Genomic DNA, 15,192 nt, shown 5'->3' on the forward strand with positions numbered 1-15,192 from the left:
ATTTCGCCGAGTTAGCACGGTGAGTTTTCGCCGCATTTGGGGGCAAAGTTTGCGGTCTATAACTAGAAAGAAATGGGTTTTGCAAAGGTTGTGAAGATTGGTTTGAGGATAATTTCTAAATGAATGATTGGAGTTCACCCCGAGGGGGAGTGGTGGGGGGTAATAACGCTGTAGCCACCGTAAATGGCCGTGACGTGACGCAATGCACGTTTTCAGAGTAGAATTGAGGCAGCTAATTCCCCCCGCGGATTCCGCAATTTCTGCAAAGACTGTTGCGAGAGTCACACGTTTGTTAGTGTGTGTTCCAGTCCACGATTGTGGTGCACAATGAATACCGCAGGGGTTTCGGCTACCTGTGGCGCACTGTCTGAAGGTTTGACCGGGAAGGTTCGGCTTCGCAGGGCGGACATTCAGACATGCGGGTCACCGCAGAAGAAACTGCAGAGGGGTTAGCGCTCCTCAGAAGAAATAGAGCGAAAGGCTAGCTGTGGCTACTGAGAATTCTGACAAGGCTGTACTTCACTACCCTGGTGGCGAGTACGAGATGAACATCGTCAAGGCCAACGAAGGCAATGACGGTATCGATCTGGGCAAGATGCTGGCTAGCACCGGCTACACCACCCTTGACTACGGCTACGTGAACACCGGCTCGGTCGAATCGGAAATCTGCTACATCGACGGTGCAGAAGGCATCCTGCGTTACCGCGGTTACGACATCAAGGACCTGGCAGAAAACGCAACCTTCAACGAGGTCTCGTACCTGCTGATCAACGGTGAACTGCCAAACGAAGAGCAGGCCGCCAAGTTCAACACCAACATCCGCCGCCACACCCTGCTGGATGAGGACTTCAAGTCTCAGTTCTCCATCTTCCCGCGCAACGCGCACCCAATGGCAACCCTGGCTTCCGCGGTGAACATTCTGTCCACCTACTACCAGGACGAACTGGACCCACTGGTTCCAGAAAACAACGAACTGGCTATGTACCGCCTGATGGCTAAGGTCCCAATGCTGGCTGCATACTCGCACCGCGCCCGCAACGGTCAGCCATACATGTACCCAGACAACAGCCTGAACGCACGCGAGAACTTCCTGCGCATGATGTTCGGCTTCCCAACCGAGGACTACGAGGTTGACCCAATCCTGGTGAAGGCTCTGGACCGCCTGCTCATCCTGCACGCAGACCACGAGCAGAACTGCTCCACCTCCACCGTCCGCATGGTCGGCTCCTCCCAGGCGAACATGTTCGTCTCCATCGCAGCGGGCATCAACGCACTGTCCGGCCCACTGCACGGTGGCGCAAACCAGGCTGTTCTGGAAATGCTCGAGGAAATCGACAAGCAGGGCGGCGACGCGACCGACTACATGAACCGCGTCAAGAACAAGGAAAAGGGCGTCAAGCTCATGGGCTTCGGCCACCGCGTGTACAAGTCTTACGACCCACGCGCAGCCCTGGCCAAGGAAACCGCACACGAGGTCCTGAACCACCTCGGCGGCGACCACCTGCTGGACCTGGCCATGAAGCTGGAAGAGATTGCACTGGCTGATGACTACTTCATCACCCGTAACCTCTACCCGAACGTCGACTTCTACACCGGCCTCATCTACCGCGCGATGGGCTTCCCAACCGACTTCTTCACCGTCCTGTTCGCAATGGGCCGCCTGCCAGGCTGGATCGCTCACTACACCGAGCAGCTGAACGACCCGAAGAACAAGATCAACCGCCCACGCCAGATTTACACCGGCCAGGCACACCGCACCGTCACCCCACGCGACGCGCGCTAAAGCATTTGCTTATTGACGGCTAGGGTCGGCGTTCTTAGGAATGCTCTCCCTAGCCGTTTGGCGTTAACTCCCAACGATTTAAAAAGGACACCTGTANTGGCTGAACTCGAACGCCCAGAAGTTGAACCAAAGGTCGGCCCAAAGCCGGACATGCTGGAAATCAACGACATTGTTGTCGGCGACGGACCAGAATGCCCGAAGGGCGCCACCGTGAAGATCCACTACCTCGGCGTGGACTACGACACCGGTGAAGAATTCGACAGCTCTTGGTCCCGCGGCGAAGCCATCGAATTCCCACTGCGCAGCCTGATTTCCGGCTGGCAGCTGGGCATGCCTGGCATGAAGGTCGGCGGCCGTCGCGAACTGATCTGCCCACCGCACCTGGCCTACGGCCCAGCTGGCCGCCACCCACTCGGCGGCAAGACCCTGGTTTTCGTCATCGACTTGCTGGACGTGAAGTAAAACCAGTGCGCCACCGATAGTGGCGCCTATGAAAAGCCTGCTCGGAGAGATTCTCCAGAGCAGGCTTTTTCGTTATTGAAGCGTCCGCATGGTCGCGGACTAGGCACTATTTGGCGAGCTTCAGTGCCTTCGCCCACGTGACTCGTGCACCAGTCAGCATGATTGTGGCGCGGTAAATCCGGGCGCTGAGCCAGTTGACTGCCACCGTCGCAATGAACAGCAGCGCCGCAGACGACACCATCTGCACGTGACCGAATTCGCCACTGGCGTACATCAATGGGGCAGCGGCTGCCGAAACTGGCGGCAACCAACCAGCCACCTGCATGAACGTTGCGTCAGTGTTCATCCAGCCAAACATCGGCACATAAATGGTGAGCAAAGCAAGCAGCATCACTGGCATCTGCGCCGAAGACAGGTCTTCCGAACGACTCACAGTCGCACCAGTAGCGGCGTACATCGAAGCGAAGAAGAAGTACCCGAGCAGGAAGAAGAGAATCAAGTAGACCCACAGCATCAATGGCACATTGAGATCGATACCAAGATCCACCGTGCTCATGCCGATGGCGCCAATGAGTACCAACACTCCCATCTGAAGGAGCCCAACCGCACCAATGCCAAGCAGCTTGCCGGCCAGCAAGTCGAAAGGCCGAACGGTAGCCAACATGATCTCTACAACGCGCGACGACTTCTCTTCGGTGACCGACATACCGACGTTGCCGGCGAAAATCATAATTGCCATCATCATCAGACCCACGCCGACTAGGGCAACGAGAAGGGGCGCAATGGTCTCTATGCTGTCCTCTTCCTCGTCGAGATTCTCACTGGTGATGGTTGGCGAGCCTTTCAACTCAGCGACTTGTGCGGGGTCGACCCCGAGCCGTTCGAGGGCATTCGCCTCAGCCCAGCTAGCTAACGCGCTTTGAAGTAACGAATTCAACTCCCATTGCGGATTCTTCGACACCAAGCGCCAAGAATCTTGCCCATCTGCCTGAATCAACGCGGCCTTAGCGTCCCCGGATTCAACTACTTCGCGTGCCGTGTCTGGAGTGTCCACCACCATCGCCTGGTAATTCGGAGCGCCTTCCTGACCTGCTTGCGCGGTAATTGGCTTGAGGAACTCCGGTTCTTCCTGCACCACAGCAATCTGATCAGCTTCCGACTCAGATTTGCCGTCAGAGAGGAACGCCGTCAGTCCCATTGCGGCGATAATGCCGAGCACCATGATGACGAAGGTGGCAATGACGCTTTTGTTGCGGATGAATGCACCGAATTCGCGAGCGGCAACCAATTTGATGGCGCTGGCGGAAGAATATTTGTAGTCGCTCATTGGGCAATAACCTCCTGGTACAGCTCAGTCAGAGTTGGCAGCTTGCGGGCAAAGTGGTGCACCGGACCATGGGACAGTGCAGCGCGCAGTACCAGCTGGTCAGTGTCTTCTGGCGCGTCAGTTTCCAACGTCACCTGCGTCCATCCTTCTTTTTGCGCTACCGAGCGCACACCCGGCACATTGCCGGCCCAGCCAAATGGAGCGGTAGGGCAGTGCACCTCCAGAATCACTGAACCTGCGGCGCGCAGCTGCGCCACTGGGCCTTCGGCCAGCATTTTGCCGCCGCGGATAATGCCAACGCGGTCGCATAGGCGCTGCACCAGATCCAGCTGGTGTGAGGAAAACAAAACCGGAACGCCCTGCGCGGCACGTTGCTGTAGTGCGTCGGCCATCACTTGCACGGCGATCGGGTCCAAACCGGAGAACGGCTCATCAAGAATCAGGATCTGTGGGCGGTGCACCAGCGCAGCGGCCAGCTGGACGCGCTGCTGGTTACCCAACGACAACGTTTCAACTTTGTCGTCCTTACGGTCAGTTAAATTAAATGCCTCAAGCAGATCACTCGCGGACTGGCTGGCAGCCGCCTTATCCATGCCATGCAGGCGGGCGAAGTACACCAGCTGAGATTCGCAGCTGGCCTTCGGATAAAGGCCACGCTCTTCGGGCATATATCCCACGAGGCGACGCAGCGAATCGTCCATCGGCTGGTTTCCCACAAGCACTTGGCCAGAGTCCGCAGCCAACACTCCCATAGCAATCCGCATTGTTGTGGACTTTCCGGCACCGTTGGCGCCGACAAAGCCGTACGTCTCTCCGGGGTGGACGGTAAATGACATTTCGTCTAGAGCACGTAAGTCGCCATAGCTCTTACTCACTCGGTCGATGACAAGGGGATGACCAGCCATCTGAGCTCCTTCTTCAAGTGGGATTGAATGCGCATTCTCACAGTCTGTGCTTACTGAGAATGTTCCTACGGTCGAAGTTAATCGAAGAGCCGGATATGCGTTTGGGTAGGAAATCTGATTTCGCCCGAATATAAACGTCAATAAGCAGCGCCAACCTGTACCACCGGCCTAGTTAGTACCCGGGTGCCCCCGTCCGTTCAACAATGCTAGTAGCCTAAAAGCGTGATTAATCGTGCTGGAATTCTGGTCGTCCTTTTCCTATTCACAGCTGCCTCCGCCGCTTTGGCGTGGTTTGTATCGCCGTGGTGGTCCATCCTGGTGGCAATCGTTGTGTTCCTGGACTTGGTATGTGCCTACGACCTGGTCCAAACCAACCACTCCCTGCTCCGCAACTACCCAGTGCTAGGCCGGGCTCGCTACATCCTGGAGGCAATCCGTCCAGAGATGCAGCAGTACTTTGTAGAACGTAACTTCGACGGCCGACCATTCGACCGCGATACTCGAACCGTTGTCTACGAACGCGCCAAAGGCCTCGGTGCGAAAAAATCCTTCGGTACCGAACGGGAAATCACCGACCCAGGCTACGAATACCTGGTGCATTCCATGGCTCCGAAGGAAATGAAAACCTCCGACCCTCGCGTGCGGCTCGGCGGACCAGAATGCACCCAACCATACGACGCATCCATCCTGAATATCTCCGCCATGTCCTTCGGCTCGCTGTCACCGAACGCAGTCGAAGCGATGAATAAAGGCGCAGCCTACGGCAAATTTGCCCAGGACACCGGCGAAGGTTCCATCTCGCCGCACCACCTGAAGTATGGCGCTGACCTGTTCTGGCAGATCGGTACCGGTTACTTTGGTTGCCGCACCGCTGACGGCGGCTTCGACGAAGAGAAGTTCCGTGACAAAGCAGCCACCCCAGAGGTGAAAGCCACCTACCTGAAGGTGTCGCAAGGCGCGAAGCCGGGCCTTGGCGGCATGCTGCCGGGTGAAAAGGTTGACGAAGTCATCGCGGAAGTCCGTGGCGTGAAAGTGGGCGTCGGCGTGAACTCCCCAGCGCACCACCGCGTATACAGCACCCCACGGGAACTGATTCAGTTCATGGCGAAGATGCGGGAGCTCAGCGCTGGCAAACCAGTTGGCTTCAAACTGTGCGTCGGCTCCCGCGTGGAATTCCTGGCAGTAGTCAAGGCAATGCTGGAACTGGACATCTGCCCAGACTTCATCATTGTCGACGGTGCCGAAGGCGGTACCGGTGCCGCTCCACTGGAATACTCCGACCGCATGGGTATGCCACTGACCGACGGCCTGATGATTGTGCACAATGCCCTAGTCGGCGCTGGACTGCGTGACCGTGTGAAGATTGGTGCCTCCGGCAAAATTGTCACCGGTGTGGATATTGTCCGCCGAATGGCTATCGGCGCCGATTTCTGTAGCTCCGCTCGCGCCATGATGATGGCAACCGGCTGTATTCAGGCGCAGAAGTGCCACACCAACGAATGCCCAGTCGGTGTGGCAACGCAGGACAAGTCCCTGTGGAAGGGCCTGCATGTGGAGTCCCGCGGTGACCGTGTGCGCAACTACCACAATGCAACAGTGCGCCAGGCCGCGCAGCTGATCGCCTCCATGGGCCTGGAAGAGTTCGATGAGCTGGACCCATCCAAGGTGATGCGCCGCACGGACGTGACCCGCGCTGAAAGCTACGCTGAACTGCACAACTGGCTGCAGGAAGGCGAACTGCTAGAAGGCACTCGGTTTATCGGTTGGGCTGATGACTGGGATCGTGCGTCGGCAGATACTTTCTCTCCAAGCCGCCCAGCAAACGCCTAACTACGCGTAACCTAGGGGCATGAGTGATAACGTCGTGCCCCTAGAAATCCCAAGCACACAACTCAATGATGGCCAGTCCATGCCACAAGTTGGACTGGGCGTGTACAAAATGGATGATGACCAAGCCCAAGTGGCTGTGCTTGCCGCCATCCGGGCTGGTTACCGTCACATCGACACCGCAGTGTTGTACCACAATGAAACTGGTGTAGGCCGCGGTGTTCGCGACGCTATCGCCGAAGGTCTGGTCACCCGAGAAGACCTATTCATCACCACCAAAGTGTGGAATGACATGCAATCGGCGGATAACACCCGCAAGTCGCTGCAGGAGTCCCTGGACCGCATGCAGCTGGAATATGTCGACTTGGCGCTGGTGCATTGGCCAGCCCCGCAGTTAGGCACCTACATTGAGTGCTGGCAGACCCTGCTGGAAGCGAAGGACCGCGGCCTGATTCGCAGCGCTGGTGTGTCCAACTTCTTCCCTGAAGCGCTCGATGAGCTGGAGGAAGCGACTGGGCAGCGGCCGGTGTGTAACCAGATTGAAATGCACCCATGCTGGTCGCAGGCCGAGCAGCGTGAAGATAACGCGCGCCGTGGAATCGTGTCGGTGGGCTGGTCGCCGCTGGGGCGCGGTCGTCAGTTTGAGATGTCACCGATTCCGGAGTTGGCGGAAAAGTATGGCAAGACCCCAGCGCAGATTGTGCTGCGTTGGCATATTGAGCTGGGCAACGTGGTGATTCCGAAGACGACTAACCCAAGCCGCATGGTGGAGAACGCGTCCATTTTCGATTTTGCGTTGACTCCCGACGAAACTGCGGCCATTACCGCGCTGGATTCCGCCGATGGTCTCCAAGGAGGCGATCCGCGGACGTTCACCGGCGTTTAACCTGCTGCGTCCGCTGAGATAGCAGCGCACCTACCCCCACCGTGGTCATTTTTCCGCGGTGGGGGTTTTCTATCGCTACGCTAAGTTTTTGTGTTCGAAACTAACCCAGCTTCCCAAGACGTCATCTGCACCATCGACGGAAACGTCGCCCGGGTGCGGTTTAACCGCCCAGCAAAGCACAACGCACTGACTTCAGCGATGTGCCGGCAGGTCACTTCCTTCCTGCAGTCGCTTATTGACGATAAGGAAGTGCGTGTCGTGTTATTTGAAGGCACGGGCTCTTCGTTTTGCTCGGGTATGGACCTAGACGCCAAATTGACGGAGTCGACCTTTAGTGAAGATGCCCGTCAGATGCTGGATCTGATGCAGACCTTGCCGAAGCCAGTGGTGGCTAATATTCAGGGGCCTGCGGTGGGCGCAGGTGTGCAAGTGTCCCTGGCCTGTGATTTGCGGGTCGTAGGGAAGGACGCGTGGTTTCGGATTCCACCGGCGCGGCTAGGTATTGCCGTGGATAGCTGGACGATTCGGCGGGCGGCAGAACTGTTTGGCCCAGCGCGCGCTCGCGTCATGTTGCTCGCGGCGGAGCGGATTCCTGCTGAGGAAGCGTTTGCATGCCGCTTCGCGAGCATCTTGGGGGATAGCGCTGCGGCGGAGGAGTTTGTGGCGGAAGTTGCGGCGCTCGCGCCGCTGTCTCTCCAACATGCAAAGGTTGTGCTTAACAATGATGCAACACGTGATGCTGAGCTTGCGAACGAACGAGAAGCCTTTGCAGCGGTGTGGAAGTCCGAGGATTTAACCGAAGCGTTCTCAGCTCGGGCACAGAAGCGCCGACCAGTGTTCAAGGGGCAATAAAACAAGCTGTTTACCTGCAGAAATTGAGTAGCGGAACGCTGCTAGCTCCAATAGTTAATGCAGATTAACTGAAATGCTTCGGCTGTTTTTGCAGTGTGGCCCGCGTAATTGGCGGGGGGATTAGTGTTCCACATCACTATTTTCTTGATGAAAGTTAATTGCGATTGGGAAAGCTTGATATGCAGGGGTTTTGGTTGGCTTGGGGCGGTTTCCGCCCATGAAATGTTCTAAAATCAGCGCTAGATAGTTATTTTTCGGGGGTAGTAATTGAACTATTTCTAAGCTTTCTTGTGTCTTGGGTTACATATTGCAACCTTCACAGGGTAAGTTTCCTGCAAGAGCGTTAAAGGCGTGAGTTAACCCACATCTTGAGACGTTATGTGACTTAAGAGTCAGCAAGGCTCGAAGAGATATCAAGAGTAAGGACAACAATGTCGAATCCCAACCCGCAGGTGGCCGGGAAGCGCATCCCGACTCCGCAGGAGTATATGGAAGTTCAGAAGTCGCCTGAATTTTCCAAACTGCGCAGCACTTTCCTTGGCTTCACTGTTCCATTGACCGTCCTCGGTCTGGCATGGTTCATGGTCTACGTTTTGCTGGCCGTCTATGCGCCTTCCTTCATGGGTAAAGAACTTCCAGTCGTCGGCAACATCGGATTCCTCATCGGCATCCTCCAGTTCGTGACGACGTTCTTCATCACCTACCTCTACATTCAGTTCGCTAACAAGAAGCTTTCCCCTATGCAGGGCGAAATCGCACAGAAGCTGGAGGGCTAAGAAATGAGCCTCCTTACTAATGCATCCGCGTTCGCGCCGACCATCTTGGCGCAGGACGACACGCTGCCAGACACCAACCCAGTGCTGAACATGACGATCTTCGTCGCGTTCATCGTCATCACCCTGGCGGTTGTGACGTGGGTTTCCCGTGGCGGTAACAAAAAGTCTTCCTCCGAGTTCTACACCGGTGGTGCTTCCTTCTCCGGTACCCAGAACGGTCTGGCTATCGCAGGTGACTACCTTTCGGCAGCATCCTTCCTGGGTATTGTCGGTTCCGTCGCCCTCTACGGCTACGACGGCTTCCTCTACGCCATCGGCTTCTTCGTTGCATGGCTGATTGCACTGCTGCTGGTTGCAGAACCACTGCGTAACGTTGGTCAGTTCACCATGGCTGACGTGCTTGCCTTCCGTATGAAGCAACAGCCAGTCCGTGTGGCTGCCGCTTGCTCCACCCTGGGTGTGACCATCTTCTACTTGGTCGCGCAGATGGCTGGTGCCGGTGGTCTGGTCGCCGTGCTGCTGAACATCACTGATGCGAAGATGCAGGCCGTCGTGGTTGCCGTCGTCGGTGTCGTCATGATTGCTTACGTCCTCATCGGCGGTATGAAGGGCACCACCTACGTCCAGATGATTAAGGCAGTCCTGCTGATTGCAGGTGTTGCCATCATGACCGTGCTGGTCTTCGTCTCCATCAAGGGTGGCTTCACCGACCTGCTGGACCGCGCAGTTGAGCGCTCCTCTGAAGGCGTCAACGTCCTGGAGCCAGGTGCCAAGTACGGCAAGACTGAAGCTACCAAGCTGGACTTCATCTCCCTGGCACTGTCCCTGGTCCTGGGTGTTGCTGGTTTGCCACACGTTCTGATGCGCTTCTACACCGTGCCAACCGCTAAGGAAGCACGTAAGTCCGTTACCTGGGCAATCATCCTGATTGGTTCCTTCTACATCCTGACCCTGTTCCTGGGCTACGGCGCGGGTGCACTGGTTGGTCCAGAAGTCATTAAGAACGCACCAGGTGGCGCAACCGCAGCAGCTCCTCTGCTGGCGCTGGAACTCGGTGGCTCGGTCCTGATGGCCCTGATTTCCGCAGTTGCTTTCGCAACCGTGCTTGCAGTGGTTGCAGGTCTGGCAATTACCGCGTCTGCATCTGTCGGCCAGGACATCTACCAGGCTGTTATCCGCAAGGGTCAGGCAACCAACGAAGAGCAGGTTCGCGTTTCCCGCTGGACCGTCATCATCCTGGGTATTGTCTCGGTGCTGCTGGGTATCGCCGCAATGAAGCTGAACGTCGCCTTCCTGGTGTCCCTGGCATTCTCGGTGGCTGCGTCCGCTAACCTGCCAACCATCCTGTACTCCCTGTACTGGCGCCGCTTCAACACCACTGGTGCGGTCTGGTCCATCTACGGTGGTCTGATTTCCGCTCTGGTCCTCATCACCTTCTCGCCAGCAGTGTCCGGCGAGCCAACCGCGATGATTCCAGGCGCAGACTTCGCATGGTTCCCACTGACCTCCCCAGGTCTGGTCTCCATCCCAATCGGCTTCCTGGCAGGTATCATCGGTACCTTCATCGGCAAGCCAGACAACCTGCCAGAAAAGGCAGCAGAGATGGAAGTCCGCTCCCTGACCGGTGTGGGTACCGCAGAAGCTGTCGACCACTAAACGCGGCCGAACACAAACTACAACTGCAAAGCTACAACTTCATACTGTCCGAGACCCGCGGTGCGCTTCGACGCCCGCGGGTTTTGCATTGCCCATAAAGTCTCACACAGTCCGCCGTAGTGGCTCCTATGATGGAGACCATGAGTGCCTCATCCTTCGCCCGCCCGTACCGCGACCGGCATATCGGTCCGGACAGTTCCGAAACGAACGCCATGTTGGAGCGGCTGGGGTATGACTCAGTTGACGCTCTGATGGCCGCAGCGCTGCCGACAGACATCCGCCCTAGCGAGGTTCCACAGCTGACGAACCTGACGGAGCCGCTGTCAGAAGAGCAAGCCCAAGCCCAGCTGCGCCGCTTCGCCGATGCCAACACGGTGCTGCGCTCCTTTTACGGCCAAGGCTTCGCCGAAACTATCACTCCGCCCGTCATTCGCCGTGGTGTGCTGGAAGATGCTGGTTGGTATACGGCTTACACGCCGTACCAGCCGGAGATTTCCCAAGGCCGCTTGGAAGCGCTGCTGAACTTCCAAACCATGATTTCTGAGCTCACCGGCCTGCCCATTGCTAATGCATCACTGCTCGATGAGGCATCCGCGGTAGCCGAAGCCATTGGTCTGATGCGCCGCGCCAGTCGAAAAGGCAATCGGGTTCTGCTCGATGACCGGCTGCATCCGCAGGTTCTCGCGGTCGCACAGGCCCGCGCCCGCGCTATTGACGTTGACAGCGTTGTCACTAACCTCGCTTCCGGCATTGCGGGCGATGACATCATTGGTGCGGTCATTGCCTATCCAGGCACCGAGGGCGACATCACTAACCCCGAGCCGCTGATTACCGCGGTCCATGAGCGCGGTGGGCTTGCGACGGTGGTCACTGACCCGCTGGCACTGGTCACTTTGCGTGAGCCAGGCGCAATGGGCGCTGACATTGCAGTTGGTTCCTCGCAGCGTTTCGGCGTGCCAATGTTTTTCGGCGGTCCACATGCCGCCTATATGGCAGTCACCGATAAGTTGAAGCGGCAAATGCCAGGCCGCGTTGTCGGTGTGTCGGTAGACGCGGACGGTAACCCGGCCTATCGCCTGGCACTGCAGACCCGCGAACAGCATATTCGCCGGGAGCGCGCCACAAGCAACATCTGTACTGCGCAGGCCCTGTTGGCGGTCACCGCGTCGATGTATGCCGTGTGGCATGGGCCGGATGGCCTCAAGCACATCGCGTGGGGCATCCATGAGCTGGCGGTAGCGTTCGCCGATGCGGTCCGCGACGCCGGTGGGGAAGTGGCCCATGACCAGTTCTTCGACACCGTCACGGTGGTCGCCCCAGGGCAGGCCGCAGAGTTGGTGGCCGCGGCCGCCGCGGCAGGTTACCTCGTCAGAGAGCTTGATGACGATCATGTGACTGTCGCTTTTGGTGAAAGCGCAACCTGGGACGATGTGGCAGAACTAGGGGCTGTTTTCGGAACCGCAGCAATCTCGCAAGCTGAACCTTCCACGGTCGAAGCTGCGCCAACGGGCGAACCGCCGGCGCGCCGGGCAATCCCAGATGACGTTCTCCGCGACACTGAACCGCTGACGCACCGGAACTTCACCACGGTGCATTCAGAGACGCAGATGATGCGCTACCTGCGGGAACTAGCGGATAAGGATTTGGCGTTAGACCGCACCATGATCCCGTTGGGCTCTTGCACCATGAAACTGACCCCGACCGCTGGGATGGAAGCAATTTCTTGGCCTGCGCTAGCGAATATGCACCCCTTTGCCCCAGTGACGCAGACCGGTGGCTGGCGCGCATTGATTGCCCAGCTGGAGGACTGGCTTGCTCAGCTCACTGGCTATGCGCAAGTGTCTGTCCAACCGAATGCTGGTTCCCAAGGTGAACTTGCTGGGCTGCTGGCTATTCGCGGCTGGCACCTAGCTAATGGTGACACGATGCGCGACATTTGTCTGATTCCGCAGTCTGCCCACGGCACGAACGCGGCGTCGGCGGCGCTGGCGAACCTGCGGGTTGTCGTGGTCGCCACTGCTGAGGATGGTTCCATTGACTTGGCAGACCTAGACAACAAACTGGAGCAGCACGCGGGCCAAGTCGCCGCCATTATGATTACGTACCCGTCGACTCATGGGGTGTACGAAGATACAGTCCGCACTGTCTGCGACAAGGTGCATGCGGCCGGCGGCCAAGTGTATATCGACGGCGCGAACCTGAACGCGCTGACCGGTTGGGCACAGCCCGGCCAATTCGGTGGCGATGTCAGCCACTTGAACCTACATAAGACATTCACCATTCCGCATGGTGGCGGCGGCCCTGGAGTTGGGCCGGTTTGCGTCGCAAAGCACCTGGTACCGTACCTACCTGCCGACCCGAACGCGGCGGCCGACGGGGAAACCCACGGCGGTGTCCCGGTCACTGGTACTCGGTGGGGCAGTGCCGGAGTGCTGCCGATTTCGTGGGCGTATATCGCGATGATGGGGCCGGACGGACTGCGGGACGCCACCGCGTGGGCGGTGCTGGCAGCGAACTACCTGGCGGCGGAACTGTCGGAGTCGTACCCAGTGCTGTACACCGGCGCGAATGGGCTGGTGGCGCATGAATGCATCATCGATTTACGGGCATTGACCAAGGAAACCGGGGTGACTGCTGCTGATGTGGCGAAACGCTTGGTGGACTTTGGGTTCCATGCACCAACGCTGGCATTCCCGGTGCCGGGCACGTTGATGATTGAACCAACAGAATCGGAAGACCTCGGCGAACTGGACCGATTCATCGAAGCGATGCGGACAATTCGGCAGGAAATCGCCGAGATTTCGGATGGCGCGGTGAAAGTGGAAGAATCTGTGCTGCGCCGAGCACCGTTTACTGCGTACAGTGTGACCAGCAGCAACTGGGAGGAAACCTTCTCCCGGGAGCAGGCGGCGTTTCCAGTGCCGGGACTAGTGCGCAGAAAGTACTTCCCACCAGTGCGTCGAATCGACGACGCCTTCGGTGACCGTAACTTTGTGTGTACCTGCCCGCCGCCGGAAGCTTTTGACAGCAACTACATGTCAAAATCGGACCAATCGGACCAATAAGGAGAAATGCGTGACCTCGAACGAGTGGCGTAAGAGCCCGCTTCATGCCCAGCACGAAGCGCTTGGAGCAACCTTCACCCAGTTCGGTGGCTGGGAAATGCCGCTGAAGTACACCTCTGAGCTAGACGAACACCGAGCGGTCCGCGAGTCGGTGGGACTGTTCGACCTGTCGCACATGGGCGAAATCCGCGTGACCGGCAAAGACGCTGTAGCCTTCCTCGACCACGTCCTTATCTCCGCAATCGCACCGATCCTGGTGGGCAAAGCGAAGTACACCATGCTGGTCCAAGAAAACGGCGGCATCATCGACGACCTGATTGTGTACCGCCTCGGCGACGCCGAATTTATGCTGGTGCCAAACGCGTCGAACCGCTTGGAAGTATTTGAAGTGCTGTCTGAGCGGGTTGGGGCGTATGAAGTGACGCTTTCCGACGAATCAGGTGAAACGGTCTTGCTCGCCGTGCAGGGCCCACGCGCTGTGGACCTGCTGGAGACACTGCTGCCAGAAGAACAGCGGGAGGCACTCCATGAACTGCGTTACTACTCCTGTGGCACCTTCACCGTCAACGGCGTCGAATGCTTGGTGTCGCGTACCGGCTACACCGGCGAAGATGGCTTTGAAATCTACATCGGCTCCGAACACGGCGCTGACATGTGGAATGCCCTACTCGGGGCGGGGCAGCAGGGCGTTGAGCCGGCCATCGTTGACGAAGAAGACCCAATCGCTGCAGCAGTACTGAATGCTGTTGACGGCAGCAATGTGCTCAAGGTGATGCCAGCGGGTCTGGCTGCCCGTGACTCGCTGCGCCTGGAAGCTGGCATGCCGCTCTATGGCAAGGACCTTGGCCGCGACCGCACCCCGCTCGAGGCTGGCATGGAGCTGTTGCTTGGTCGGATGAAGCGCAACTACATTGGCCGCTCGAAGTTGGTGAACCAGCCGCAGCCAGATCAGCTGCTCATCGGTTTGAAGGGCGTGGGCCGCCGTGCTGCCCGCTCAGGCTATGAGGTTTTTGACAAGGAAGGCAACAAGGTCGGTGAAGTGACCTCTGGTGTGCTTTCGCCAACTCTGGGTTACCCGATTGCGCTGGCCTATGTGGATCGTTGGCAGACGAAGGTGGGTACGGAGCTCGAAGTGGACATTCGGGGGACCCGTCACCCCTTCGTGGTAACTCCTACGCCGTTTTACAACCGCAAGAAGCGCAAATAGGAAATACTGAATTCAGTATCTTTTCTAGGTAACCCCGTCCCGAAAGGAACCGGCAATGACTAACTTGCCAGCAGACTACTCCTACTCCGAAGAGCACGAATGGATCGACGCCACCGGTAACGTTGCCGGTCGCACCGTCCGCGTTGGCGTGACCAATGTGGCAGCGGAAGCCCTCGGTGAAATCGTATTCGTGGAGCTGCCAGTTGTGGGCGACACCGTCACCGCAGGTGAACCATGCGGCGAGATTGAGTCCACCAAGTCGGTCTCCGACATTTACTCCCCAGTGACCGGCACTGTCACCGCCATCAACGGTGAGCTGGATGCTGAACCAGGCACCATTAATGAGGACCCATTCGACGCCGGTTGGCTATTCGAAGTACAGGTCACTGAAGCAGGAGACCTGATGGACGCGGACGCCTACGCATCCGCGAACGACATCAAGTAGT

The 15,192-nt window shown here is 57.9% G+C and carries 12 protein-coding genes; 10 read left to right on the forward strand and 2 right to left on the reverse strand.

Annotated features, from left to right (window positions below):
• Positions 1 to 487 precede the first annotated feature (487 nt).
• Positions 488 to 1,783 carry a citrate synthase gene (locus A3EC_RS0105635; RefSeq protein ID WP_018024204.1) on the forward strand — a complete coding sequence of 432 codons (1,296 nt, stop codon included), beginning with the start codon at positions 488 to 490 and terminating at the stop codon, positions 1,781 to 1,783.
• A 150-nt stretch (positions 1,784 to 1,933) separates the two neighbouring features.
• Positions 1,934 to 2,245, forward strand: coding sequence for an FKBP-type peptidyl-prolyl cis-trans isomerase (locus A3EC_RS11505; RefSeq protein ID WP_018024205.1), 312 nt, complete (start codon positions 1,934 to 1,936; stop codon positions 2,243 to 2,245).
• 106 nt (positions 2,246 to 2,351) lie between these two features.
• Here A3EC_RS11505 and A3EC_RS11510 read toward each other — a convergent pair whose 3' ends face one another.
• Positions 2,352 to 3,572: an ABC transporter permease gene (locus A3EC_RS11510; protein ID WP_018024206.1), complete on the reverse strand. Its 1,221-nt coding sequence runs from the start codon at positions 3,570 to 3,572 to the stop codon at positions 2,352 to 2,354.
• A complete protein-coding gene (locus A3EC_RS0105650) occupies positions 3,569 to 4,477 on the reverse strand; it encodes an ABC transporter ATP-binding protein (protein ID WP_026162247.1) in 909 nt (302 codons plus the stop codon). The genes A3EC_RS11510 and A3EC_RS0105650 overlap by 4 nt, the downstream gene beginning before the upstream one ends.
• Before the next feature lie 222 nt (positions 4,478 to 4,699).
• Between A3EC_RS0105650 and A3EC_RS0105655 the strand changes: the two genes are divergently transcribed.
• The 8 genes from A3EC_RS0105655 (at position 4,700) to gcvH (ending at position 15,191) form a co-directional block, all read left to right on the forward strand.
• On the forward strand, positions 4,700 to 6,307 hold the full coding sequence (locus tag A3EC_RS0105655) for an FMN-binding glutamate synthase family protein (protein WP_018024208.1): 1,608 nt from the start codon (positions 4,700 to 4,702) through the stop codon (positions 6,305 to 6,307).
• Positions 6,308 to 6,326: 19 nt separating this feature from the next.
• Positions 6,327 to 7,190, forward strand: a complete 864-nt coding sequence (locus A3EC_RS0105660) for an aldo/keto reductase (protein WP_018024209.1) — start codon at positions 6,327 to 6,329, stop codon at positions 7,188 to 7,190.
• A 90-nt stretch (positions 7,191 to 7,280) separates the two neighbouring features.
• The gene (locus A3EC_RS0105665; protein ID WP_018024210.1) at positions 7,281 to 8,042 is read left to right on the forward strand and encodes an enoyl-CoA hydratase; all 762 of its coding nucleotides are present in this window, start codon (positions 7,281 to 7,283) and stop codon (positions 8,040 to 8,042) included.
• A 431-nt stretch (positions 8,043 to 8,473) separates the two neighbouring features.
• Positions 8,474 to 8,818 carry a DUF485 domain-containing protein gene (locus tag A3EC_RS0105670; protein ID WP_018024211.1) on the forward strand — a complete coding sequence of 115 codons (345 nt, stop codon included), beginning with the start codon at positions 8,474 to 8,476 and terminating at the stop codon, positions 8,816 to 8,818.
• A gap of 90 nt (positions 8,819 to 8,908) precedes the next feature.
• Positions 8,909 to 10,474 (forward strand): solute symporter family protein, encoded by a 1,566-nt coding sequence (locus tag A3EC_RS0105675; RefSeq protein ID WP_425386771.1) that lies wholly within the window; start codon positions 8,909 to 8,911, stop codon positions 10,472 to 10,474.
• Positions 10,475 to 10,614: 140 nt separating this feature from the next.
• A complete protein-coding gene (gcvP, locus tag A3EC_RS0105680; protein WP_018024213.1) occupies positions 10,615 to 13,539 on the forward strand; it encodes an aminomethyl-transferring glycine dehydrogenase in 2,925 nt (974 codons plus the stop codon).
• Between the two features lie 10 nt (positions 13,540 to 13,549).
• On the forward strand, positions 13,550 to 14,746 hold the full coding sequence (gcvT, locus tag A3EC_RS0105685) for a glycine cleavage system aminomethyltransferase GcvT (protein WP_018024214.1): 1,197 nt from the start codon (positions 13,550 to 13,552) through the stop codon (positions 14,744 to 14,746).
• Between the two features lie 55 nt (positions 14,747 to 14,801).
• Positions 14,802 to 15,191, forward strand: a complete 390-nt coding sequence (gene gcvH / locus A3EC_RS0105690) for a glycine cleavage system protein GcvH (RefSeq protein WP_018024215.1) — start codon at positions 14,802 to 14,804, stop codon at positions 15,189 to 15,191.
• Position 15,192 lies beyond the last annotated feature (1 nt).

The sequence above is a fragment of the Corynebacterium ulceribovis DSM 45146 genome, from assembly GCF_000372445.1.
In the GTDB taxonomy this organism is placed as follows: Bacteria; Actinomycetota; Actinomycetes; order Mycobacteriales; family Mycobacteriaceae; genus Corynebacterium; species Corynebacterium ulceribovis.